Origin of the sequence: Caulobacter sp. KR2-114 (genome assembly GCF_049446115.1) — a bacterium.
Taxonomy (GTDB): Bacteria; Pseudomonadota; Alphaproteobacteria; order Caulobacterales; family Caulobacteraceae; genus Acaudatibacter.
In genome coordinates this window covers 308,847-330,731 of the sequence record NZ_JBMSEC010000003.1, presented here as the reverse complement: position 1 = coordinate 330,731, position 21,885 = coordinate 308,847, and the positions used below count along the sequence as shown (strand labels likewise).

General features: G+C 69.3%; 22 protein-coding genes. 9 read left to right on the top strand and 13 right to left on the bottom strand.

Features of this window, described 5'->3' with window-relative positions; genetic code table 11:
* Positions 1 to 5 precede the first annotated feature (5 nt).
* From ACO2Q3_RS13885 to ACO2Q3_RS13845, 9 genes are all read right to left on the bottom strand, one after another.
* The gene (locus ACO2Q3_RS13885; protein ID WP_423307424.1) at positions 6 to 536 is read right to left on the bottom strand and encodes a GNAT family N-acetyltransferase; all 531 of its coding nucleotides are present in this window, start codon (positions 534 to 536) and stop codon (positions 6 to 8) included.
* Between the two features lie 92 nt (positions 537 to 628).
* A complete protein-coding gene (locus tag ACO2Q3_RS13880) occupies positions 629 to 994 on the bottom strand; it encodes a hypothetical protein (RefSeq protein ID WP_423307422.1) in 366 nt (121 codons plus the stop codon).
* Positions 995 to 1,269: 275 nt separating this feature from the next.
* Positions 1,270 to 1,407 carry a hypothetical protein gene (locus ACO2Q3_RS13875; protein WP_423307420.1) on the bottom strand — a complete coding sequence of 46 codons (138 nt, stop codon included), beginning with the start codon at positions 1,405 to 1,407 and terminating at the stop codon, positions 1,270 to 1,272.
* Positions 1,408 to 1,531: 124 nt separating this feature from the next.
* Positions 1,532 to 2,527, bottom strand: coding sequence for an NADPH:quinone reductase (locus ACO2Q3_RS13870; protein WP_423307418.1), 996 nt, complete (start codon positions 2,525 to 2,527; stop codon positions 1,532 to 1,534).
* A gap of 99 nt (positions 2,528 to 2,626) precedes the next feature.
* Entirely contained in the window at positions 2,627 to 3,007 is a 381-nt protein-coding gene (locus ACO2Q3_RS13865; RefSeq protein ID WP_423307416.1) for a hypothetical protein, read from the bottom strand.
* Positions 3,008 to 3,164: 157 nt separating this feature from the next.
* Positions 3,165 to 4,160, bottom strand: coding sequence for an MDR family oxidoreductase (locus ACO2Q3_RS13860; protein WP_423307414.1), 996 nt, complete (start codon positions 4,158 to 4,160; stop codon positions 3,165 to 3,167).
* A gap of 57 nt (positions 4,161 to 4,217) precedes the next feature.
* Positions 4,218 to 5,042 (bottom strand): enoyl-CoA hydratase-related protein, encoded by an 825-nt coding sequence (locus ACO2Q3_RS13855; protein ID WP_423307412.1) that lies wholly within the window; start codon positions 5,040 to 5,042, stop codon positions 4,218 to 4,220.
* 387 nt (positions 5,043 to 5,429) lie between these two features.
* The gene (locus tag ACO2Q3_RS13850; RefSeq protein ID WP_423307410.1) at positions 5,430 to 7,187 is read right to left on the bottom strand and encodes an ATP-binding protein; all 1,758 of its coding nucleotides are present in this window, start codon (positions 7,185 to 7,187) and stop codon (positions 5,430 to 5,432) included.
* 70 nt (positions 7,188 to 7,257) lie between these two features.
* The gene (locus ACO2Q3_RS13845) at positions 7,258 to 7,806 is read right to left on the bottom strand and encodes a hypothetical protein (protein WP_423307408.1); all 549 of its coding nucleotides are present in this window, start codon (positions 7,804 to 7,806) and stop codon (positions 7,258 to 7,260) included.
* Between the two features lie 175 nt (positions 7,807 to 7,981).
* Here ACO2Q3_RS13845 and ACO2Q3_RS13840 point away from each other — a divergent pair, with 175 nt between their 5' ends.
* Both ACO2Q3_RS13840 and ACO2Q3_RS13835 read left to right on the top strand, forming a co-directional pair.
* On the top strand, positions 7,982 to 9,067 hold the full coding sequence (locus ACO2Q3_RS13840) for a Zn-dependent alcohol dehydrogenase (RefSeq protein WP_423307406.1): 1,086 nt from the start codon (positions 7,982 to 7,984) through the stop codon (positions 9,065 to 9,067).
* A gap of 186 nt (positions 9,068 to 9,253) precedes the next feature.
* Positions 9,254 to 9,430: a hypothetical protein gene (locus tag ACO2Q3_RS13835; RefSeq protein ID WP_423307404.1), complete on the top strand. Its 177-nt coding sequence runs from the start codon at positions 9,254 to 9,256 to the stop codon at positions 9,428 to 9,430.
* On the opposite strand, the gene ACO2Q3_RS13830 is transcribed toward ACO2Q3_RS13835, so the two are convergent.
* From ACO2Q3_RS13830 to arsC, 4 genes are all read right to left on the bottom strand, one after another.
* Positions 9,411 to 11,021 (bottom strand): carboxylesterase/lipase family protein, encoded by a 1,611-nt coding sequence (locus ACO2Q3_RS13830; protein WP_423307402.1) that lies wholly within the window; start codon positions 11,019 to 11,021, stop codon positions 9,411 to 9,413. The genes ACO2Q3_RS13835 and ACO2Q3_RS13830 overlap by 20 nt on opposite strands.
* Before the next feature lie 33 nt (positions 11,022 to 11,054).
* Complete coding sequence (locus ACO2Q3_RS13825) at positions 11,055 to 12,587, bottom strand: carboxylesterase/lipase family protein (RefSeq protein ID WP_423307400.1); 1,533 nt, start codon at positions 12,585 to 12,587, stop codon at positions 11,055 to 11,057.
* Positions 12,588 to 12,715: 128 nt separating this feature from the next.
* The gene (locus ACO2Q3_RS13820; RefSeq protein WP_423307398.1) at positions 12,716 to 14,137 is read right to left on the bottom strand and encodes a M23 family metallopeptidase; all 1,422 of its coding nucleotides are present in this window, start codon (positions 14,135 to 14,137) and stop codon (positions 12,716 to 12,718) included.
* Positions 14,138 to 14,191: 54 nt separating this feature from the next.
* A complete protein-coding gene (gene arsC / locus ACO2Q3_RS13815; RefSeq protein ID WP_423307396.1) occupies positions 14,192 to 14,569 on the bottom strand; it encodes an arsenate reductase (glutaredoxin) in 378 nt (125 codons plus the stop codon).
* 135 nt (positions 14,570 to 14,704) lie between these two features.
* Between arsC and ACO2Q3_RS13810 the strand changes: the two genes are divergently transcribed.
* From ACO2Q3_RS13810 to ACO2Q3_RS13780, 7 genes are all read left to right on the top strand, one after another.
* Entirely contained in the window at positions 14,705 to 16,051 is a 1,347-nt protein-coding gene (locus ACO2Q3_RS13810) for a tyrosine-type recombinase/integrase (RefSeq protein ID WP_423307394.1), read from the top strand.
* Positions 16,052 to 16,168: 117 nt separating this feature from the next.
* On the top strand, positions 16,169 to 16,372 hold the full coding sequence (locus ACO2Q3_RS13805; RefSeq protein ID WP_423307392.1) for a helix-turn-helix transcriptional regulator: 204 nt from the start codon (positions 16,169 to 16,171) through the stop codon (positions 16,370 to 16,372).
* 193 nt (positions 16,373 to 16,565) lie between these two features.
* On the top strand, positions 16,566 to 16,841 hold the full coding sequence (locus tag ACO2Q3_RS13800) for a hypothetical protein (RefSeq protein ID WP_423307390.1): 276 nt from the start codon (positions 16,566 to 16,568) through the stop codon (positions 16,839 to 16,841).
* A complete protein-coding gene (locus ACO2Q3_RS13795) occupies positions 16,841 to 17,272 on the top strand; it encodes a hypothetical protein (RefSeq protein WP_423307388.1) in 432 nt (143 codons plus the stop codon). Before ACO2Q3_RS13800 ends, ACO2Q3_RS13795 begins: the two co-directional genes overlap by 1 nt.
* On the top strand, positions 17,269 to 17,598 hold the full coding sequence (locus ACO2Q3_RS13790; RefSeq protein ID WP_423307386.1) for a hypothetical protein: 330 nt from the start codon (positions 17,269 to 17,271) through the stop codon (positions 17,596 to 17,598). The genes ACO2Q3_RS13795 and ACO2Q3_RS13790 overlap by 4 nt, the downstream gene beginning before the upstream one ends.
* Positions 17,595 to 20,501 (top strand): DUF3987 domain-containing protein, encoded by a 2,907-nt coding sequence (locus tag ACO2Q3_RS13785; protein WP_423307384.1) that lies wholly within the window; start codon positions 17,595 to 17,597, stop codon positions 20,499 to 20,501. The genes ACO2Q3_RS13790 and ACO2Q3_RS13785 overlap by 4 nt, the downstream gene beginning before the upstream one ends.
* Before the next feature lie 1,173 nt (positions 20,502 to 21,674).
* Positions 21,675 to 21,878 carry a hypothetical protein gene (locus ACO2Q3_RS13780; protein WP_423307382.1) on the top strand — a complete coding sequence of 68 codons (204 nt, stop codon included), beginning with the start codon at positions 21,675 to 21,677 and terminating at the stop codon, positions 21,876 to 21,878.
* Positions 21,879 to 21,885 lie beyond the last annotated feature (7 nt).

The following is a 21,885-nucleotide window of genomic DNA, read 5'->3' as shown; positions in this document are numbered from 1 at the left end:
GGCGATCAGCCGATCGACTTGCCCATGCGCGACAGCGGCACGGGCACGCCGCCGCGGTCGTCCTCGAAGGCCTCGATCACTTCGTAGCCGCAGGCGCGGTACAGCGGCTGGCCCGAGAGGGTGCCGGCCAGCTCCACCCGCCGAAAGCCCTCGGCGGCCGCGGCGGCCTCGCACAGCGACAGGATCAGCCGGCCGACGCCGCGGCGGGCGAAGGCGGGGCTGGTGTACATGGCGCGCACCCGGGCGGCCTCCGTGGCCGGATCCAGCAGGGCGGCGTTGCGGCCGGCGGTATGGTCGCCGCCGTAGAGGGTGTTGCGCCGGCTCCAGCCGCCGCAGCCGGCCAGCTGGCCGTCTTCCTCGACCAGGAAATAGGTGCCGTCGTCGATCAGCTGGGTGTCGAGGCCCATGATCGCGCGGCTGGCGGTGATCTGGTCGGGGGTCAGGAAGCCCTTCTGCAACTCGCCGATGGCCTGGTCCATCAGGGCTGTGAGGGCCGGAAGGTCGGCGCGGGTGGCGAGGCGATGCGTCAGGGCCATGCCTTCGCTGTAGCACCCGCGGGCCGGGGCGCAAGGGACGCCCTCCCCAGCATCGGGAAAGACGTCCCTCGCGGCCGGGGCAGGGCCCCGGATCAGGGCGAGGTGGGATGCGGCCGGCAGCGGTGGTCGTCGCCGTCGTGGTCGCCGTCGCCGCCCCAGCCGTCATCGGACGCCGCGCCGAAGCCGCCATGGCCCCAGCCGTGCCCATGGTGGCGGCAGCGGTTGTCGATCTTGTGCTTCAGCCAATCCCAGTCGTGGCCCCGCCAGTCGTCGTGGTGCGCGGCCGGCGATGCGTGGGCGGTCGATGAGGCCTGTGCGGCCGTCCCGCCGTGGCTGGATGATCCGTTCAGCGTTGGCAGGCTGGGCAGGCCGCTGGCGTGGCTGCTGGCGGCCAGGGCCGAGCCGGCGGGGATGGCGAGCAGGCATACGCTCGCCCCGAGGGCGGCGAAGACTTTCATGGTTAGATCCCGTCTTGTCCGTGCGGGCGCGCGACAGGGCCAGAGCGCGCTCGCTCGTCGTCGTCTGGACCCGGCGCTGGCGTGCCGGTCACCCCCTTCAGCCAACCCGTCAACCCATGTCGGGCAGCCGACGTTCCGAGCGTTGCAGCGGTGAAACGCGGAAAGGCCCGAAAAAATTGCGCCGCCTGGCGACAGACCAGACGGCGCTCAACCGTTCGTATCGTTCCGAGGGGGGGGCGCCCGGGCGACTTGCGCCGGGCCGTCCCCGCCCGCGCCTAGTGGTGCATGTGGTGGTGATGCCAGTGGTGACGCATCATCATGTGATGGTGATGCCAGTGGTGCGGGTGCGCCGAGGCGACCACGGGGACCAGCAGGGCGGCGGCGCCGACCGCGGCGATCAGGATGGATTTCATAGGCAGGGGTCTCCTCCGGGATGTCGAAATCCGGCGCGCGCCGCACGAATCGGCCGCCAGTTCATGTGACGATGTTCGACGAAGACTGTTGCCGGGATGTTTCCGGACTGCGGCGCTTTGCAGTTCAGGGCTCCACCACCACGGTGCCCACCTTGTCGCCGCGCTCCACCGCCTCGTGTGCGGCCCAGGTCTCGGCCAGCGGATGGCGCGAGGCGACGGACAGCTGACGCTGGCCGGTGGAGATCCAGCGGGTGATGTCCGCCTGGGCGCGGCGGCGCGCCTCGTGCGGCGAGACCGGCAGCAGCACCCCCTGGAGTCGGATGTTGCGGCGCATCAGCTCGCCCGCCGGCAGGCTGGGCGCGGGATCGCCACGGGTGGCGTAGAAGGCGATCGAGCCGTTCAGCTTCACGGTCGGCAGCACAGACGCAAGGTTGCCGCCGAAGTCCACGTCGACCACATGGTCGATCCCCTCGGCGCCGAGGCCGGCGGTGATCTCGCGCAGCCGGCGCGCGACATCCTCGGTGCGATAGTCGATGACGAAGTCCGCGCCGGCGCCGCGGGCGCGCGCGGCCTTGTCGGCGGAGGAGACGGTGGCGATCACCGTGGCCCCGGCCCACTTGGCCAGCTGCACCGCATAGTGTCCGACCGCCCCGGCGCCGCCGGTGACCAGCACCGTGCGGCCCTGCACCGGCCCGGCCAGGAACAGGGCCACGTGGGCGGTCATCGCCGGGATGCCCAGCGTCGCGCCCTCCGCGAAGCTGACCTCGTCCGGCAGGGGGCTGATCAGGTCGACGTCCAGGGCGATGTGCTCGGCCGCCGTGCCGAACGCGCGGCCGTTGCGCTGGCCGTTGTAGAACCACACCCGCCGCCCGATCAGCCCGGCGGCGACGCCTGGCCCTACGGCCTCGACGACGCCGGCCCCGTCACTGTTGGGCACGATGCGCGGATAGGCCATCGCCGCGCCGGGCCCGCCCCGCCGCATGCCGGCGTCCGACGGGTTCACGCCGGAGGCGCGGATGCGGATCAGCGCCTCGCCGCGGCCAGGCTGCGGGTCTGGAAAGTCGCCGTACTGCAGCACCTCACGCGCCGGCCCCTGCCGGTCGTACCAAACCGCCTTCATGGCGCTCTCCCTGTTCGCCCTGGGCGGCACCATCGGCCAAACGAAAGCCCCGCGCCAGGAGGCGCGGGGCTCGATAGGTCAGGCCTTCGGCGGCCTGGATCAGCAGGCGTAGTTGTAGCTGCGGATCACCCAGCGGCCGATGTAGGGGTCCCAGATCCGGCGTTCGCTCGTGCAGACGCCGCCGCCGTAGTAGCCGTCATAGTAGCCCGGGCCGTAGTACGGGCCGCCGTAGTAGCCGCCGTAATAGTGCGGGTGGTTGCTGGACGCGATCGCCGCGCCGAGCGCCAGGCCGGCGATGCCGCCCGCCAGGGCCGCTCCGCCGTAGCCGCCGCCATGGTAGTAGTGGCCGCCGTAGCCGCCGTGCCAGCCGCCGTGATAGCCGCCGCCGTGCCAGCCCTCAGCAGCTGCCGGGGTGGCGGTCGTGGCCACCGCTCCGGCCATCGTCAGGGCGGCCATGGCCGTGGTGAGAAACTTGCGCATAGGAACCTCCAACCGTTTGTTCCATCCGAAGAATTAACGCTCACGGGTGGGATCGGCTCCCTTCGCGAGGCATGGGATGGACAATGGTCCCGGCTGGCTGAACCCAGGCTGAACGGAATTAACCTGTTCCGTTCAGGCTCCGCACGCGGCGGAGATCTCAGCGATCGACGTCGATCACTACCCGCCCGCGGACCTTGCCTTCCACGATGTCGGCGCCAAGGCGTGGCAGGTCGGACAGCCCGGCCGTGCTGGTCATCGCGTCCAGCCTGGCCAGGTCGAGATCGCGCGCCAGGCGCCGCCAGGCCTCCTCGCGGTCGGCCTTGGGGCGCATCACGCTGTCGATCCCCGCCAGGGTCACGCCGCGCAGGATGAAGGGCGCCACCGACGCCGGCAGGTCCATGCCCTGGGCGAGGCCGCACGCCGCCACGGTCCCGCCATAGCGCATCTGCGAGAGGACGTTGGCCAGGGTGTGGCTGCCGACGCTGTCGACGGCGCCGGCCCAGCGTTCCTTGGCCAGCGGCCGGCCCGGGGCCGACAGGGTGTTCGCGTCGATCACCTCCTGCGCGCCCAGGCCGGTCAGATAGGCGCTCTCGCTGTCCTTGCGACGCGAGGAGGCGACCACCGGGTAGCCCAGCCGGGAGAGAAGGGCGATCGCCACGCTGCCCACGCCGCCGGCCGCGCCGGTGACCAGCACCTCGCCCTTGTCGGGGGTGACGCCGTGCTTCTCCAGCGCCAGCACGCAGAGCATGGCGGTGTATCCGGCGGTGCCGATGGCCATGGCGCGGGCGTTGGACAGAGCCTCGGGCAGCTTCACCAGCCAGTCGCCCCTGACCCGGGCCTTCTGGGCGTAGCCGCCGTGGTGCGTCTCGCCGACGCCCCAGCCGTTCAGCACCACCCGCTCGCCGGGGGCGAAGCCGGGGTTGTCCGAGCTTTCCACCACCCCGGCGAAGTCGATGCCGGGGATCAGCGGCCACACCCGCACCACCGGCGAGCGGCCGGTCAGCGCCAGGCCGTCCTTGAAGTTCACCGTCGAGTGATCGACCCGCACGGTGACGTCGCCGTCCATCAGGTCCGCGTCGGTGAGGTCCAGGAGCTGGGTTTCCTGACCGGCCTCGGTCTTGGACACGCGCAGGGCGCGGAAGGTGGCGGACATGGTGGGGCTCCCCGGCTGGCTTGTTGCGGCGCTTGTGGCGCGGGCGGCGGGTGAAAGCTAGTCAGAAGCCTTCAAGCCGTAGCGCTCGCCCTTGCGATATCGGACGGCCAGATCGACCGTGGCGAGGCGGTTGTGGCCGGGCGTGCGCATGTCGAAGCCGGGCATCGACTTCATCGCCACATAGTCCCCGAGGCTGTCCTCGACGGCGTTGGTGAAGCCCTGGGCGTCCTGCGCCTTGTTCATCTGGATCTTGGCGAAGCGCAGCGCCTCGGGGCTGTTCTCCGCCACCCGGCGCGCCCAGGCGTAGGTCTCGCGCTCGAGGTCGGCCGGGGCCAGCACGTGGTTGACGAAGCCGTAGTCGGCCGCCTCGCGCGCGCTGATGAAGCGGCTCTCGAACAGCAGCTCCTTGGCCCGGCGCACGCCGATGTCCCAGGGGATGGAGTTGTACTCGACGAAGCCGCCCAGGAACTGGGCGTCCTCGGCGGCGAACACCACGTCCATCGCTGCCGCCAGCATCCAGCCGGCATAGATGCAGTAGCCCTCGACCATGGCCACGGTGGGCTTGGGGAAGTTGCGCCACTTCACCAGCAGGTCGAGGTTGTAGTGCTTGAACTGGTCGTAGATCTGGATGCCGGGCTTGGCGTCCAGCGTCTTGCGATAGTCCAGCCCTTCCTCGGTGCCCAGGTCATGGCCGGTGGAGAAGGTCCCGCCGGAGCCGCGCACGATCACCACCTGCACCCCGTGGTCGGCCCGCGCCAGGTCGAAGGCGGCGTCGATCTCGTCCAGCATGCGATAGCTCTGGGCGTTGCGGTAGGCCGGGCGGTTCAGGGTGATCGTCGCCAGCGCGCCATCGCGCGCATAGAGGATGTCGTGGAAGTCCATGGCCGTCCCGTCCCGCAAGGTTTTGCCGTGACGATAGGGGCGGCGGGCTGAGCCTCGCAAGGGCGTACCCCATCCCGGCCGGCTTCGGTCCTGGACCCGCCCGCGAGCGGCGGGGGAGGGAGCGTCCGTCCTTGTTGACCACGAACCACACGAACCACACGAACAATTGGCCGCAACCTTGCCCTCGTCCCGACGAAGGTCGGGACCAAGGCAGGACTCGCCGCCGGCAGGCTGGCTGCGGAGGCAGGCTGGCTTCAGAGTCGGCGGGTTGAAGCTTGTGCCTGGGTCCAGCTTTCGCGGGAAATGGGGTTAGCTGGAACCCGTTCGTGTGGTTCGTGTGGTTCGTGGTCAAAGGAGCCGCGACCGCGCGCACCCTGTTGTGGGGCGTCAGGCGTGCCGCGCGTTATTCGCCGTCGGTTCCTGGGCGGCCTCGTCCGGTTCGACCGCCCGGGCGATGGCGGCGAACAGGGCCTGGGCTTCGATCGGCTTGGCCACGTGGCCGTCCATGCCGGCGGCCAGGTAGCTGGCGATCTGATGGGCCATGGCGTTGGCGGTCAGGGCCAGGATCGGCGTGCGGCCGCGGCCGTCGCGCGCCTCGGCGGCGCGGATCGCGCGGGCGGCGTCGGGACCGTCCATCACTGGCATCTGCACGTCCATCAGGATCAGGTCCCAGGGCTCGGTCTCCCAGGCGGCCAGCGCCAGGGCGCCGTTCTCCACCGTCACCGCCTCCAGGCCGACCTGTTCCAGCAGCGTCTTCAGCACCAGCCGGTTCACCGCGTTGTCCTCGGCCGCCAGGATGCGCAGCGGCCGGCCGGGATCCTGGACCGGCGCGGCCTCCGCCATCTCCGCCGGGGCCGGCGCGTCGCCGGCGCGCGGCAGGGCCAGGGTGACGATGAACCGCGAGCCCTCCCCCTCGCGACTCTCGACACGGATCGAGCCGCCCATCATCTCCGCCAGCTGGCGGCAGATCGACAGGCCCAGGCCCGTGCCGCCGTAGCGGCGGGTGGTGGAGACGTCGGCCTGGGTGAATTTCAGGAACAGGTCCGGCAGGGCGTCCGGCGCGATGCCGACCCCCGTGTCCGCCACTTCCAGCATCACCCCGACCGACAGCCGACGGGCGCTGACGGTGATGGCCCCGCTCTCCGTGAACTTCAGCGCGTTGGAGATCAGATTGTAGAGGATCTGGCGCACGCGGGTCGGATCGCCCAGGTAGACGCCCTCGGCCGTCTCGGTGCGCAGCTCGAAGCTGAGGCCCTTGCCGGCGGCCAGTGCGCCGTAGGCGGTGTGGGCGTCGCGCATCACCGCGCCGAGGTCGAAGGCGATGGTCTCCAGCGACAGCTTGCCGGCCTCGATCTTCGACAGGTCCAGCACGTCGTTGACGATCGCCGACAGGGCCTCGCCGGACTGGCGCACCACCTCCAGGCGCGCGCGCTGGGTGGGGTTCAGCTCGTCGAAGGCCATGGCCTGGGTCATGCCCAGCACCCCGTTCAGCGGCGTGCGGATCTCGTGGCTCATGATGGCGAGGAAGTCGCTCTTGGCGCGGCTGGCGGCCTCGGCCTGCTCCTTGGCCTCGGTCAGCCGGGTCTGCGCCGCCTCCAGCGCCCGGGCGCTGCGGATGTTCATGATCGCCCCGTTCACCGCGTGGCCGACGCAGAGCAGCAGCACGCTCATCAGGATCAGCTGGTCGCCGCCCTGGAAGCGGGGGACCAGCAAGGGCAGGGCGATGGGCATCACGCCGGTGATCAGCGCGGTCTGCACCAGGGAGGCGCGCGACTTCAGGTAGAAGTACTGGGCGTAGATCATGTGGCCCGCCCAGAAGGCGATCGCCGCCATGTGGCAGGCAGGCCGGTCGGACAGCCACAGCAGCACGCCGACGCCGGACCACAGCAGGCTCATGCCCATGTTGGCCCAGAAGAAGCTGACCAGCCAGCCGCGGCCGGCATCCGGCCGCCGATCCAGCGGCCGGCTGGAGATCAGGCCCCAGATCTCGAAGGCGCCCAGCAGGCCGGCCCAGGTCGCCGCCTGGCGCCAGCCCACGGCCGCGCAGAGCACCACCGCTGCGGCCGCGGCGGTGCACAGGCGCAGCGGCGCCATGCGATAGCTCTCCGCGCCCACGGCGCGATAGCGGCTGTCCAGCAGCGCCATGTCCCGACCTTCCCTGAACACGGGTATCTAGGGACCGGCTGCTCAAGAAATCACTAAGGCGTCGCCACGCCTAGTTGAGCAATACAGCCTTGGGTCCGCCGTGGGTCTCCACCCGGCGCATCACGGCGACGGCCTCGCCGGCCGGCCCCATCGGCTTGGCCAGGGTGATCACGTACCAGGCGCCGTCCGGCAGGCCGCCGAAGCTGAACCGGCTGGAGGCGTCACACGAGGCCTTGCGCACGAACGTCTGGTAGTCGCCGCTGGGCGCCGAGGGGGTGCGCGCGCGGACCGTAGAGACCGGCACCGCCGCCGACACCGCCGACCCGTAGAGGATGGTCATCCGCCGGCGGCTCCAGGGCGTCTCCGGCGTCAGGATCACGTCGCTGCCCTGGCAGGTGTAGCGCACCGCGCCGGCCTTGTAGGCCATGACACCCTGGATCGACGCGCGCCCGGGCACGGTCGACCAGGCGAAGTCCTGCGGCCGGAAGGCGTTCGGGTTCGCCGGCGGCTGCTCCGATGGCGGCGGCGGGGGCGGCGGCGGCACCGGACCGCTGGGACCTTCGGTGGCGCAGCTGGCGAGGCCGGCGCCGGCGAGCACGATAAGCAGGGCGCGTTTCATGGGGTCAGACCCTAAGTCGTCGGCGGCCCAGGTTCAACGGCGTCGCGGAAGCTTCGTGTCGCGGTCGCGCCCGGGGCGCTTGCGAAAAGCCCTTGGCGGCCCTTGCATGAACAGCGATAAGCCTTGGCGAAGGCCGCCCGACGGCCACGCAATCATTTTGAGATGGGAGATTCGCATGAAGGCCGCCGTATTGCGTCAGGTCCGCACCCCGCTGCAGATCGAGGATGTCCAGATCAACAAGCCCGGCCCGCACGAGGTGCTGATCCGCACCGCCGCCGCCGGCGTCTGCCACTCGGACCTGCACTTCATCGAAGGCTCCTATCCGCACCCGCTGCCGGCGGTGCTGGGCCATGAGAGCGCCGGGATCGTCGAGATGGTGGGCTCGGAAGTGCGCACCGTGAAGCCGGGCGACCACGTGATCACCTGCCTGTCGGCCTATTGCGGCCACTGCGACCAGTGCCTGACCGGCCACCTCAGCCTCTGCACCAGCCCGGAAACCAAGCGCGACGCCTCCGACGAGCCGCGCCTGACCGTGCCCGGCGGCAACATGAACCAGTATCTGAACCTGTCCTCGTTCGCCGAGCAGATGCTGATCCACGAGCACGCCTGCGTGGCCATCCGTCCGGACATGCCGCTCGACCGCGCCGCCCTGATCGGCTGCGGGGTGATGACCGGGGTCGGCGCGGCGATCCACACCTCCTCGGTGCGCCCGGGCGAGACCGTGGCCGTGATCGGCTGCGGCGGCGTCGGCCTGGCGGCGATCAACGGCGCGGCGATCGCCGGCGCCGGCCGGATCATCGCCATCGACACCTCGGCGGCCAAGGACAACATCTCCAAGGCCTTCGGCGCCACCGACTTCATCAATGCCACCGAGACCGATGCGGTGAAGGAAGTGCTGGAGATGACCAAGGGCGGGGTGCATCACTCGTTCGAAGCCATCGGCCTTAGCAAGACCGCCGAGCAGGCGTTCAACATGCTGCGCCGCGGCGGCACCGCCAACGTCATCGGCATGATCCCGGTGGGCCAGACCATCACCCTGATGGGCGCGGCGTTCCTCGGCGAGAAGCGCATCCAGGGCTCGCTGATGGGCTCCAACCGCTTCCCGGTCGACATGCCCCGCCTGGTCGACATGTACCTGGCCGGCAAGCTGAAGCTGGACGAGATGATCTCGCGCCGCATCAAGCTGGAAGACGTCAACTCGGCCTTCGAGGAAATGAAGACCGGCGCTGTCGCCCGCTCGGTGATCGTGTTCGACGCCTGATCCGGCCCTTATGATCGAAATCGAGACGCCCCGCCGGTGACGGCGGGGCGTTTTGCTTTGCGGGCCCGTCACCCGGGGGCGGGGTTAAATCACTGTTAAGGCTAGATTTTCTCGCGTTGACCGGAACCCATCCGGCGCCCTCATGTTAGGGTCATGGCGGGGGCGTCGGGCCAGAGCGAGTGTTGCATGTCGCGCCGTAACCGTATGATCCGTCGCCTCGAAGCCCGCTGGATCGCGTGCTGCGGCGAGCCGCCGCCGATCCGCACCGACCCGGACCTGATGCTGGCCATTCTCGAGGAAGCCGAGGCGCGCCAGCGCGACGCCGCGCCGGCGGGCAAGGGCCTCACGCCGCTGGGTGCGTAGCCGGCAACGCGGCGACCAGCCGCCGTTCCTCCGAATACGGATCGTTCACCGCCCGGCTCACCCCATTGAACAGCATGGTCGACCGCGCCCGCGGGTCGTAGCGCGGCCAGGACGCCAGGCCCACGCCGTTGGGGCTGCCGGTGTGGGCGAAGGCGATCCAGGCTGCGGACATCTGGTCGGCGACATGCTGCGCCTGATCGGCCACAGGCCCGAGCAGCGAACCGGACTTGCCGACGTTGTCGAACACCAGCGGCAGGTCCAGGGCGTGCGGGCTGCGCAGCCTGTCCACCGGGGTCTCGAACTCCAGCCGGTAGACGTAGGCGCCGGCCGCCGCCAGGGCGGCCTTGCGCTCGGCCAGGGTGATGGCGCTGGCGCCCATGCCCTTCAGTGTGGTGATGCGGAACCAGAGGTCCGACGGGCTGGCGCTCGGGTGAAGGCGCTTGAAGCTGTCGATCAGGCTGCCCGCGTCGTCGCCGGCGACGTGCGCCAGCCGGTCTTTCAGCCCGCCCCAGTCCAGGTCGAACAGCGCCGGCTCGGCGCCCAGGACGGTGGTCTCGGTGGCGTTGTAGCCGACGATCACCGGGACGTCGGCGGTGAGCGTGGGCGCGCCGGGGCTGAACGGGTCGGTGGGCAGGGTGTGGCCGTCGACCACGGGTCCGAAGTTCGCCTTGCCCGCCTTGGTCAGCGCCTCGACGGCGTCGACCAACCGGTTGGTGGGCGCGCGCTGCAGGTCGCCTGCGTTCTTCGGGTTCACATGCAGATAGTCGCAGATCGCCGCGGTGGTCTCGGCGGCCTGGTCGGGCGTCAGGGCGGTAAGCTTGGCGCCGCTCTGGATCGCCGCGCGGTGGAACAGGCCCTTGGCCGCGGGCATGGCCATCAGGGTGGAGATCTTGGCGCCCCCGCCGTCCTCGCCGAACAGCATCACCCGGCCAGGGTCGCCGCCGAAGCCGGCGATGTTGTCGCGCACCCACTGCAGCGCCATGACCAGGTCGAGCTGGCCGATGTTGCCGCTGTCGGCGAACCGCTCGCCGGCTAGGCCGAGATAGAGGTAGCCGAAGGCGTTCAGCCGGTGGTTCACGCTCACCACCACCACGTCGCCCTTCTGCGCCAGGCGCACGCCGTCGTAGACCGGGGACGAGCCGTTGTAGATGCTGAAGCCGCCGCCGTGGATCCAGACCATCACCGGCCGCTTGCCTTCGCCCACGGCCGGGGTGGTGACGTTCAGCGACAGGCAGTCCTCGGTCTCGCCGACGTTCACCGCCCAGCTGGCCCAGGCCGCCGGGCCCTTGCTGGCCGCCTGCGGGCACTGGTCGCCGAACTTGCGGCACTCGCGCACGGCCCAGCTCTTCGGCGGATCGGCGGCGACGAAGCGGCTGCCGCCGCCGGTGGGCGCGCCATAGGGGATGCCGCGGAACACGGCCATGCCGCCGTCGACGAAGCCGCGCACCCGGCCGTACTGGGTCGCCGCCTCTGGCGCATCGTCCGCGGCGTAGGCGTGGGAGGCCAACACCAGCCCGGTCGCCGCCGCTCCGCCCAGCAGCATCCTGCGGTCCAGCCGGAAGCTGTCGACCGCACGCCCACCCTCACGCATCACCCACTCCCGAACGAACCCGCGTTACGCGGGTCAGCTTTGCAGGATTTTTCGCACCTCGGCCATGGGGTCGTTCTCGACCCGGCTGGTCAGATCGAACAGCATCACCGCGCGGCGGTCGGCGTCATAGGCCGGCCAGTCCGGCAGGGCGGCGGTGTTCGGGTCGCCGGTGCGCGCGAAGGCCAGCCAGGCTTCGGACATCTGCTCGGCCAGCACCTGCGGGTCGTCACCGCGGCCGACGAAGTTGCGCGCCGCCTCGACGTTGTCGAACACCAGCGGGATCTCCAGGGCGTGCGGACAGCGCAGCGAGCCGCGCGCCACCGGCGTCTCCCACGTCAGGGTGTACATGTAGACCGGCGCGGCCTTCTGCGCCGCCTTGCGCTCGGCGAGGTTCACCGAGCCGATCCACATGCCCGTGGCGGTCTGGATCGCCGCCGCCAGGTGCGAGGGCGAATAGTCCGGGAACTGCGCGCGCAGGGCGGCGGTGAGCGCCTCGGCCTTGTCGCCGGCATGGCGCCGCGCGTGCTTGGCCACGTCCTCCTCGGTGTATTCGCCGAAGCGCGGGTCGGCGCGCAGGAACAGGGTGGCTTCGTCCTTGTTGACCCCGATCAGCACCGGCACGTCGGCCGACTGCGGCGGGGCGTCCGGGGTGAACGGATGGCGCGGCAGGGCGGTCCCGTCGACACAGGGGTTGAACAGGCCAAGGCCGGCGCCTCCCGGAACCTTGCTCGCGGCGTCCTGGATCTCGGCTGCGCTCAGGGTCTCCAGCTTCGAGAGGTCGCCCGGCGTCACGCCCAGGATGTCCAGCAGCGCCCGGGCGTTCTTCGTCGCCTGGTCGGCCGGCGTGGCGGTGAGGCCCGGCCCGCTCTGGATGATCGCCTTGTGGAACAGCCCCCTGGCCGCCGGCATGGCCTGCAGGATCGACACCTTCCAGCCGCCGCCGCTCTCGCCGAAGATGGTGACGTTGCCGGGATCGCCGCCGAAGCGGGCGATGTTGTCGCGCACCCATTCCAGCACCATGACGATGTCGAGCATCCCGGCCTCGCCGGAGGACGGATGCCCGCCAAGTTCGCCCAGGTGCAGGTAGCCGAACACGTTCAGGCGATGGTTGACGGTCACCGTGACCACGTCGCCGCGCCGGGCCAGCGCCGCGCCGTCGTACATCGCCGCGCCGCCCGAGCCGTTGGCGAAGCCGCCGCCGTGCAGCCAGACCATCACCGGCCGGGCGCCGGAGAGAGCCGGGGTCCAGACGTTGAGGAACAGGCAGTCCTCGTCGGTGGCCGGCTGGCCCGGCGCGGGCGGATCGCCGGCGCTGCGACCGCCGGTGGTCTCGCCCACCGGCACGCCCACCTGCACCGCCGGGGCGCCCAGGGCCACCGTGTCGGCGGGCTGGGTCCATGGCGTCGGTCGTTCGGGTGGCCGGAAGCGCCGCGCCCCGGTCGGCGGGGCGGCGTAGCGCACGCCCTTGAAGATCGACAGGCCACCCTCCTGGTAGCCGCGGATCGGGCCGTTGGAGGTGGTGACAACGTCGGTGCGCGCCAGGGGCGCGTCCAGCACGTCGGACATGCTCGTCTCCCATCATCGCCCGCGCCCTCTTGGGGCCCTCCTTGGGGGAGCGTCAGGCCGGAAAAGTCTCGATTGAAATCGTCGGACATTCCGCCACCGAAGGCGGCGGCCGGCAAGCGCCGATTGGCTCAGACGCCGCCGCGCAGGTGAGGACCGGCTGGACCGACCTGGCCGCCGTCGAGGGCCACCGTGGTCCCCGCAGGGCCGGCGGCCTTGCGCATGGCGTCGATCTGGGCACGCTGCACGCGGAAATCGGTGAGCGCGGCGCCGTGCAGCGCCACGCCCTGGCGGGCCGCGGCGCCGATCGGATTGACCCGCACCCCGCCTCGCCAGACCTCGTAGTGCAGGTGTGGGCCGGTCGCCAGGCCGGTCTCGCCCACATAGGCCACCACCTGGCCCTGGCTGACGTGCATGCCGGGATAGAGGCCGGCGGCATAGGCCGACAGGTGGCCATAGCCGGTCTCCCAGCCGTCGGCGTGGCGGATCTTCAGCCAGTTGCCGTAGCCGCCCCAGACCCGGCGCTCGACGACGATCCCGTCGCCGGCGGCCAGCACCGGGGTGCCGGTCTCGGCGCCGAAGTCGATGCCCTGGTGCATCCGCGTATAGCCCAGCACCGGGTGCTCGCGCATGCCGAAGGTCGAGGTGATGTGCGCCCCGTCGACGGGGGTCTTCAGCAGGAAGCCCTTGATGGCCACGCCGCGCTCGTCGAAGAACTCGGTCTGGCCGTCGTGGCTGAAGGCGTAGAACCGCAAGGTGCGCCCGCGCGAGGCCATCTCGGCATAGCGCAGGTCGCCGGTCTCCACCGTCGCGCCGCTGGTCGACACCTTGCGGTCGAACACCAGGGTGAATCGGTCGCCGCCGTGGATGTCGCGCACGAAGTCCAGCCGGTTGGAGAACAGCTTCACCAGCTTGGCGATCAGGGTCAGGTCGGCGCCCACCTTCTCGGCGCTCTCGTACAGCGAGCCGCGCATCACGCCGCTGGCCACCGTGGTGACGCTGGTGGCGGGGGTGGCCGAGGGCTGCAGCCGCAGCACGCCGTCGAAGCCGCGGGCCGCGATCACGCTCTCGCCGCCCAGCGTGTGGGCCGAGACGCCGATCAGCCGCGGGCGTCCGAACAGGAACTTCGGCCGGGCGATCGAGGCGATGGTCTCGTCGGGGGCCAGGCTGGCGGCGTCGCGACCCTGCAGCAGGGCGCTGGCCGCCTGGGCGGCCTCGGCCGGGGCGGCGCCGGCGCGTTCGAGGCCGTGCTCCAGATCCTCGCCGGCCTTGAGTTCGATCGGGATGTCCCGCGGCGCGCGATAGCCGTCGGGCACGGCTCCCAGGCCGGTCGCCCCGAGGCTGGTCGTCCCGGGGCCGGTCATGGCGCGCGCCGCCGCCTCGTCGTCGGCCCGGGCGGGGCCGGAGGTCAGCCGCCAGCCGACGCCGAGCGCCAGGCATGCGGCGCCAGCGACGAGGGCGCGATGGCGCCACCGCCGGCTGGGCCGGTCAGGCTGGAAAGCTTCGGGGACGGTGACGGACGAGATGGGACGCGGCTCCGGATGGCCCGCCATCCTCGCGGCTTAACGTTAACGCCGGGTGGAGCGCGGGTCGGCGGCGCCTGCGACTCACAGCAGCGGCTGGATCGCCTCAACCGGCCGGCCCAGGGCGACGCCCTTGGCGCTGGCCACGATCGGCCGCTCCACAAGGACCGGATGCTGCGTCATGGCGTCGAGAATCTCGTCGTCGGACGCGTCCGGCCGGGTCAGGCCCAGCTCTTCGGCGGGCGTGCCCCGAACGCGCAGGATGTCGCGCGGACGCTTGCCCATCCGCGCCAGCAGCCCTTCCAGCTGCGGCCGGGTCCAGCCGGTCTTCAGGTACTCCACCACCTTCGGCTCGGCGCCCGCGTCGCGGATCATCTGCAGCGCCTTGCGCGAGGTGCTGCAGTTGGGATTGTGGAAAATGGTGATCTCGCGATTTCCACCCGTTTCGTCGGATTTCGCCATGCTCTCTAACTCCTTTAGCCAGCGGGCCTTATCGCTTCCGTCCGTTTCAGGAAGCTGCACCGAGTTACGTTCTGCCGTGACCTATTCGCGACCTGATTTCTAGCTAGGTCACAGCGCATCTGATAGCTTCATGCCATGCCAGCTAGAAATCTCACCGCGCGCTTTTGTGAGGCCGCAAAGCCCGTCGATGGCAAGCAGGTTTCTTACCCCGACACGCAGGCGCCGGGGCTTGAACTGCGGGTCTCGCCTGGTGGCCGCAAGACCTGGACCTTTCGCTACCGCACCCGCGATGACCAGCGCCAAGCCCGGATCACGCTCGGCGTCTTTTCCGACGAGTTTGATCTTGAGCGGGCGCGAAGGGAGGCCCGAAAGGCTAGGGTCACAGTCGATGACGGAGGGGACCCCGCAGAGACGCGGCGCCAGGAGAAGCACCGCGCGAGAACGCAGCCCATTCGGACGTTCGACGATCTGGCGCAGGCCTATTTTCGAGCGTGCGAACGTGGGGAATATCGCCCGCGCAAACGGAAGAAGCGGCAATCAAGCCTCGACCATGAGCGCGCCGTCTATGACCGCTACCTGAAAGACAGCGTTGGCCGCTGGCGGCTTGAGAAGGTCACAAAGGCGACGTTTCGGAACTTCATTCGCGGCTTGATCGATGCTGGCGCTACCACGCGCGCCAACCGCGCCCATGCAATCGCGCGGCAGATGCTCAATTTCGCCGTCGACCACGAGGAGCGCCTCCCGGCGAACCCGATCGCCAAGCTGGCGATGCTGGTCCCAGAGGCAGCGCGCAAGCGTGTCTACAACGATCAGGAATTGGCGCGGCTTTGGCAGGGGATCACATCGCCGGAAGGCCTGAGGCTGCCTGCTGAGCGCAGGCGTAACCGTGGCGACAAGGTCTACGTTGGCCCGGCGATGAAAATCGCGCTGAAGCTGACGCTCATGCTCATGGTGCGACGGAGCGAGGTTGCCGGCATGGCTCTCGCCGAGCTGAACGACGACAGGTCGGTTTGGCTGATCCCTGGGGAGCGAACCAAAAGCGGCAGGCCGCACGCTGTCCCGATCTCGCCCACCGCTCGGGCGATGATCAAGGAGGCGCTGGAGCTTCACGAGGGCCGGAAGACGCGATTCGTGTTCCCGCACCCGCGGGCCGATCGGTCAATGAGCCCCAACGCGATGAACCATGCCCTGAAAGGCGTACTCTACGCGCAGGGCATCGACGACGCGACCTTGCATGACTTCCGTCGCACGGCGTCGACGCTGATGACCAGCGAACGACTCAGGATCTCGCCCTTTATCCGGTCTCTCCTGCTGGAACATGCCGACACGGGTGGAGGCGCACGCGTGTCCTCCAGCGTTTACGATGCTAACGACTATCTGCCGGAGAAGAGGGCGGCACTCCTCCAATGGGAGGGCTTGTTGCTTGAAATCGTTGGTGTTCGTGAGCGTCCCTCGAATGTGCACGCGCTGTCGCGGGCATAAAAAGAAAGTCTGGCTCAGGCGGTTTCACCCGCTTTGACGTCGTAAACCTCTGGTTCTAACTGAGAGGGCTGCAGGGCGAGACCGACATGGTCATGCCCATTTCATGGGGCTATCCCGGTGCAGCTGAATCCATCCGACGACCGCTATCTTTCGACCAGCGCCATCGTGGCTAAGACGAGCCTTTCCAGGATCACAATCTGGCGGCTCGTGAAGGCCGGCGACTTCCCCCCGCCCATCAAGCTGAGCAGTGGTCGAGTTGCCTATTCGGAAGCAGAAGTGAACGCTTGGCTTTCCGGCAAACGCTCCCCCGTGGCCGCGTGATCCGATGGAACATCGCAAGGGGACGCCGTCCCTAGACGGCGAAAGGGCCGCGCCAGGCACGGCGCGACCCTCTCAAGACACAGTCCAATCGGGCGGATCGAACAAGTCCACGAATAGGACAAAAGCGCGGTCGAGGCAACGATATCCCGACGCACCCGGCTTCAAAGACGAGGGCACGGGCCGAGCCGCAGCGTTGGCCTATGCTCCCCAGGTCGGGCGGCGTCGTGCGCAAGTGCTGGCCGGGCTCGAAGCCGGCCCTGCGACCGCCGAGGAAATCGGCGAGCGGATCGGACTGCACTGGTACCTCACGCGGCCTCGCCTCAGCGAGCTGCTCGCCCTCGGGCTGGTCGCCAAGACCGGCGCCCACGGCCGCGGCGCGCTCGGCGGCTCCGTCAACGTCTGGCGTCTGACGACGGACGCGGAGCGCGAGGCGTTCCAGGCCGCCAAGGATGCGGGGGGCGGCGAATGATGACGCCGGCCCTGATCATCCCGCCCCGCGAGCGGATCACCTACGCGATGCAGGGGGCGCCCCTGCACCTTCGCCCGATCTGGGCGGCGGTGCGCGACCACGGCGTTGACCACATCCTGGTCATACAGGGGTGCGAGCCCTTCAGGCTTCCGAACCGCCGTCACCCGCTGGTGATGCTGATCGGCGACGACTTGCAGGCGTCTCGCGGCCCCGCTGGCTTTCCCCGCAAGGCACTTGGTCGAGCCGTGTCGGGCTGCGACGCGGCCCTGATCGTCGCCGGGAAGCCCGATCCGGAGGAGTACGCAGGTGCAGCCTCGTTTGCCGCCTTTGGCCGTCTCTCGGTCGCGATCGTAGAGACCCGGCCGCAGCACGCCAACGAATGGGCGACGTTCCTCCGCACCGCCAACCCGCACATTGCGGTGCGCCGATGAACGCCCCGTTCGTCCCTGGCGAGACGGCACATACGGTGCGCCTGATCCCCGTGCGCAGCCGGTTCGTCCGCGTCGCCACGGTCAAGGCCTACGGGACGCCGATTGTGAAGGTCTCAGCCTGTGCGAGGGACCCGCAGGGCAACCTGAGGCAATTGCGGGTGGGCCTGAATATCCCCCTGGAGGCGATCGACGACGTCGTGGACGCCTTGCGGGCCGCTCAGCGCCAGCACATCGCCAAAATCAACGGACGCGCCGTCTGTGCGCGCTGGGGCCTGAGCGGCTCCGATCTGGAGGCGTCGCCCGTAGGGGCCGACGAGGAATTTTGACCGCAACCGAGACGTACACCGGCCGGCGCCGCGCTACGGACCTGAGCCCACTCACCGCCGCCACTATCGCGGCTTTCGAACAGAAGGTGCAGGAGGCCAAGGCCGCGGGCGTGACGCCTGCGGAGATCGCTGCGCACTTCGACAAGCACGGTGTCGATCAGGCGACGCGCCAGGCGGCCCGCGAGGGTCGGAGCGTGCCAAGCGAGGTCCACTCGCTGTTCGAGACGCTCGCCCTTGAGGGCCTTCCCGTGAGGGCGCCGCAACCGAACCTCGCCGCGGTCCGCCAGCATCTGGATTGGCTGACGGAGCCAGCTCGCGGGGCCTACGACGACGCCCTTGTTGAGATCGCCCACGACGGCGCGGGCCGCGGTCCGACCGCCGCGAGACTGTTCGGGCTGGACGAGTTGGACGAGGCAGCGGCGTTCGCCGTGGCCCGCAACGCTAGCGGCTGCAACGTCTATGTGGGGGCGGCGCTCAGGTCGCCAGACGCCCCGCGGGGATCTAGAGCGACAGGCGAGTACTTCTATGCGGCGACTGCCGTTCCGATCGACATAGACCGCGACGCGGAGGCCACGACGGCGGCGTTTGAAGCTGTCTGCGAGGCGTCCGCCACGGTGACGACGGGGACAACGCCGGAGCCGCGCAAACAGCATTGGGTGCGCCTGACGGAGCCGTGCGACGACGCCGGGGATTTCGCGCACGCGTTCGAGGCTTTGGTTCGGCATACAGGGGCCGACCACAAGGTTCACGACGCCGCCCGCATCATGCGGCTTGCCGGTACGGTCAATTGGCCCGATCAGCGCAAGCGAGACGCCGGCTACGTGCCTGAGCTGACGCGGCTCGACCTTTTCCCCAACGCCAAGCCAGCCGCGGTTTCCTATCTCCAGCAGCTCGCGCCCGTGGAGCCCCGATCCGTGCCCGGCGCGTTCTCGGATCGCACGAGGTCCAAGAGCGGGATCGTGCGCGCTGATCTGCTGGGGATGCCTGGCGCTGGCCCCGTCATCAACGGCCGCGAAGAACACTTCATCAGCGTCGTCCTTCGCCAGCTGCGCCAGTATCAGGACATGGTCGGCGGCGACCCGGAGTTTGATGACCTCTGGGCGGCTTGCTGGGAAGAGTTCTCAAACCCTGCCAACGTCGACAACAGCGACGGCCGTTGGACGACCGGGGCGGGCCTCGACGGGCTGCGCTACCGGGTGCGAAACACGTTGCGCCGGCTGCGCGCCGGCTACCTCGCTCGCCACGGTCTCTATTCGATCCTTACGGGGGTCGGCGAGGCGGAAGCCTTGGCCGTCCGCGCCGAACGGGAAGCCAAATTCCGCGGCCCGGCCGAGCCGAAGCCGGAGAAGTGCGAGCCGCTGCCGGCTGACCCTGCCGACGCATCATCAGATGACGCCGAGGCGAGCGCCGAGGAGACTGGGGACGACGACAAGGGCGACGACGCCAGCGGCACCGACGATCACGCCACAGCTGGCCCCTCGATGGACGCGCCAACGTTTTTCGACCCCTGGCAGACCTTCGCGGTCCCCACGTTCCCGTTGGACACGTTGCCGCCTGTGGTGAGGGACTTCGTCAGCTACCAGGCCACGGCGATCGGCGTCGATCCCGGCGCGCTCGCTATGGCCGCCCTGGCGACCATTTCCGGCGCCCTGGATCACCAGTTCGCGGTCAAGATGCAGGTGCACGCCGAATGGTGGACGCATCCGCGCTTGTGGGTGCTTCTCGTTGGCGCGCCGTCCACGAAGAAGACGCCCGCCATGTCGGCGTGCCTTCGGCCGCTGGCCGCCGCTGAGCGCCGCGTGGAAGAGGCCCACCGGAAGGAACAGGCGAGGCTCAACGACTTGAAGGCGGCCGGCGAGAAGCCGGACCCCCTCCCCCCGCGCATCCGCTACAAGGCGAACGACGTCACCAGCGAAAAGCTGGGTGAGATCCTCTCCCAACAGGACCGCGGGTTGCTGGTCGTGCAGGACGAGCTCGCCTCCTGGCTGGGCGCCATGGACAAGTACAGCGGCGGCAAGGGTGCGTCCGCAGACCGCGGCTTCTGGCTGACCGCCTACAACGGCGGCCCCTACCACATCGACCGCATTGGCCGCGGGTCGATCTACGTCGCCAACGCGAGCGTTTCCATGCTGGGCGGCACGCAGCCGAAGCGGCTGGAGGAGTTGGGCAAGCTGACGTCTGACGGCCTGCTGCAACGCTTCCTGCCGGTGATGATGCGCAACGCGCGCCTCCCCCAAGACTTGCCCCCGGGCGATGTCGTGGAGCGCTACGACACGTTGATTTCCTATCTCCTGGGAATGCGCGGCGCCGCGCTCCTGATGACCCCCGAGGCGATGATCGCCGCGAAGGGGCTGCAGCAGTACCTGTTCGATCTGGAGAACGCGGACGGGCTCGGCGACAACTTCACCTCGTTCGTTGGCAAGCTGGCCGGCGTGCACGGCTCCCTGACGCTGATCCTGCACCTTGTGTCCGACCCCCAGCGCGCGCCCTACGAGCCCGTCACAGAGGCGGCAGCGGCCGGCGCAGCCAGGATCATCAAAGAGTTCGTTCTACCCCACGCCCTCGCGCTCTACAGGGCCGCAGGGGATCGGGGCGATTGGGAGGACTTGCGGGCCGTCGCCTCTTTCGTGCTGACCGCCGACAAGGACCGTCTTGTCCCCTCAGACTTCACCACGAACGTGCGATCCATGCGCGGCTGCAGCGTGCAGGAAGTCGCACAGAGGGTCTCGCCTCTCGTGGCCGGCGGCTGGCTCGCCGAGGCGACCAACACGGTTCCTGTGCGCGCCTGGTGCGTCGTGCCTGGCCTGAGAGACGCCTTGCAGGCGCGCCGAGCCGCAGAGAGCGAGCGCAAGGCCGCCGCCCTGAGGGCGCTCCGGTCCGTTCAAGAAGGGGGCGCAGCGTGAAAGGGCGTTTCCGTCAGGATTGTCAGGATTTGGCCGATTTCCTGACAATCCTGATTGCGCGCGCAGAGCATAAAAGGTTTCCCCCCTCTCTCTGCGTTTTCGGGCCTCCGAACGCCTAGAGGCGTTTTTCGTCAGGATTGTCAGGCTCGCCGCTCTCGCGCCGAAGTGCCCAAGAACGCGCAGCCAGGCGTCTCAGGAATTTTGCGAGACCAGTACGCGCGTGCGCGCGTGAGGCTCCTGCGGCGCGTGAGGGTGAGAGCGCCGCCCCAGAGACCGCTGCGATGATCGGCGAGGAATAAATAAACGTCGGAAATTCTCGACGCCCGAGCCCAAGCTTCCCGTCGGCAAAGTGCCCGAAAGTGCCGAAACGGTTGCGTGCCCAGATCAGCACTTTGCTGTCGTCTAGTGAGAGCCTGCCGGCGTCGCGCTGGAGTTTTCGGAGCCCATAAAAAGGAGCGTTCACCTTCACCGTCGAATTTTGTCAGCCCACACGCGCGAGATGCCGGCGGAATTTCGGAACGCATCGCGCGCGTGCGTGCGTCGTTCCGGAACAGAGTAGTGCAAAGGTAGGCGGGCAGAGCAGCGGAGCACCGACTGGGGTGGGAGCAATACGCGCGCGCGAGCCGGCAACCGCAAGCAGCTAATTATGACCTAAGGCGTTCTTGCTTTCAGGCGGGGCGTCCCAGCAAACTCGGGGTCCCAAGCACCTTCCTACGGGCCAGGCGCCCCGTATGGGCAACGACCCCGCCATCCACCGTTCGCGAGACAAGGATCAGCACCGCTGCTAGCGTTCTGCTCGTATGAGCTGGGAACACGACCGCTACCACACGACATGCCGGGCCTGCGGGGCAACCGGCGAGCTGGTCCTGTCGTCTGACGATTGGAATAGATTCCGGTCATCTTGGACCGGCTTCCGCACTGTGCGAGCCTCCCATTTCACCCCATTGGAATCGATCGGCGAGTGCGAGGCGTGCGGCGTGCAGGACGTTGAAGTGCAGCCTCGTTCTAGCACGACCTGAGGCCTAGTTGGCAGATCGCGGCCGGCCTTTGACGGCGTAACGCTTCGACCATACCCCCGTAGATGACGGGGGATTGGTCGTGACAAAACTTAAGCACATCCAACTCGGCGAACCGGCCTCTGCGCCGCACAACGTGCGTAGCGGAGTTTGATCGATGCCGCTTATCGATCGAGTCCTGTGGGAAATCTTCGCCCCTCATCTTGAGGCTATCCGCAAGGAACACGCCGCCGCTGCCGACCACAGCGCCGGTGCGGCGTCCGCGACTGAAGCCCCCCTTCCAGCCGCGGACGCCACCCCCTCTCACCCGACCATGACCACCGATCCGGCGGACCTGTCGCCGGATCGGACGCTGAACTGAGGCAACC

Coding starts and splice junctions, on each gene's coding strand:
- ACO2Q3_RS13865 (WP_423307416.1), bottom strand. CDS start 3,007: ATGCGCAAGTTTCTCACCACGGCCATGGCCGCCCTGACGATGGCCGGA.
- ACO2Q3_RS13855 (WP_423307412.1), bottom strand. CDS start 5,042: ATGGACTTCCACGACATCCTCTATGCGCGCGATGGCGCGCTGGCGACG.
- ACO2Q3_RS13860 (WP_423307414.1), bottom strand. CDS start 4,160: ATGTCCGCCACCTTCCGCGCCCTGCGCGTGTCCAAGACCGAGGCCGGT.
- ACO2Q3_RS13830 (WP_423307402.1), bottom strand. CDS start 11,021: ATGCGTGAGGGTGGGCGTGCGGTCGACAGCTTCCGGCTGGACCGCAGG.
- ACO2Q3_RS13875 (WP_423307420.1), bottom strand. CDS start 1,407: ATGAAATCCATCCTGATCGCCGCGGTCGGCGCCGCCGCCCTGCTGGTC.
- ACO2Q3_RS13780 (WP_423307382.1), top strand. CDS start 21,675: ATGCCGCTTATCGATCGAGTCCTGTGGGAAATCTTCGCCCCTCATCTT.
- ACO2Q3_RS13885 (WP_423307424.1), bottom strand. CDS start 536: ATGGCCCTGACGCATCGCCTCGCCACCCGCGCCGACCTTCCGGCCCTC.
- ACO2Q3_RS13850 (WP_423307410.1), bottom strand. CDS start 7,187: ATGGCGCTGCTGGACAGCCGCTATCGCGCCGTGGGCGCGGAGAGCTAT.
- ACO2Q3_RS13790 (WP_423307386.1), top strand. CDS start 17,269: ATGAACGCCCCGTTCGTCCCTGGCGAGACGGCACATACGGTGCGCCTG.
- ACO2Q3_RS13870 (WP_423307418.1), bottom strand. CDS start 2,527: ATGAAGGCGGTTTGGTACGACCGGCAGGGGCCGGCGCGTGAGGTGCTG.
- ACO2Q3_RS13880 (WP_423307422.1), bottom strand. CDS start 994: ATGAAAGTCTTCGCCGCCCTCGGGGCGAGCGTATGCCTGCTCGCCATC.
- ACO2Q3_RS13820 (WP_423307398.1), bottom strand. CDS start 14,137: ATGGCGGGCCATCCGGAGCCGCGTCCCATCTCGTCCGTCACCGTCCCC.
- ACO2Q3_RS13795 (WP_423307388.1), top strand. CDS start 16,841: ATGACGCCGGCCCTGATCATCCCGCCCCGCGAGCGGATCACCTACGCG.
- ACO2Q3_RS13825 (WP_423307400.1), bottom strand. CDS start 12,587: ATGTCCGACGTGCTGGACGCGCCCCTGGCGCGCACCGACGTTGTCACC.
- ACO2Q3_RS13810 (WP_423307394.1), top strand. CDS start 14,705: ATGCCAGCTAGAAATCTCACCGCGCGCTTTTGTGAGGCCGCAAAGCCC.
- ACO2Q3_RS13845 (WP_423307408.1), bottom strand. CDS start 7,806: ATGAAACGCGCCCTGCTTATCGTGCTCGCCGGCGCCGGCCTCGCCAGC.
- ACO2Q3_RS13840 (WP_423307406.1), top strand. CDS start 7,982: ATGAAGGCCGCCGTATTGCGTCAGGTCCGCACCCCGCTGCAGATCGAG.
- arsC (WP_423307396.1), bottom strand. CDS start 14,569: ATGGCGAAATCCGACGAAACGGGTGGAAATCGCGAGATCACCATTTTC.
- ACO2Q3_RS13835 (WP_423307404.1), top strand. CDS start 9,254: ATGTCGCGCCGTAACCGTATGATCCGTCGCCTCGAAGCCCGCTGGATC.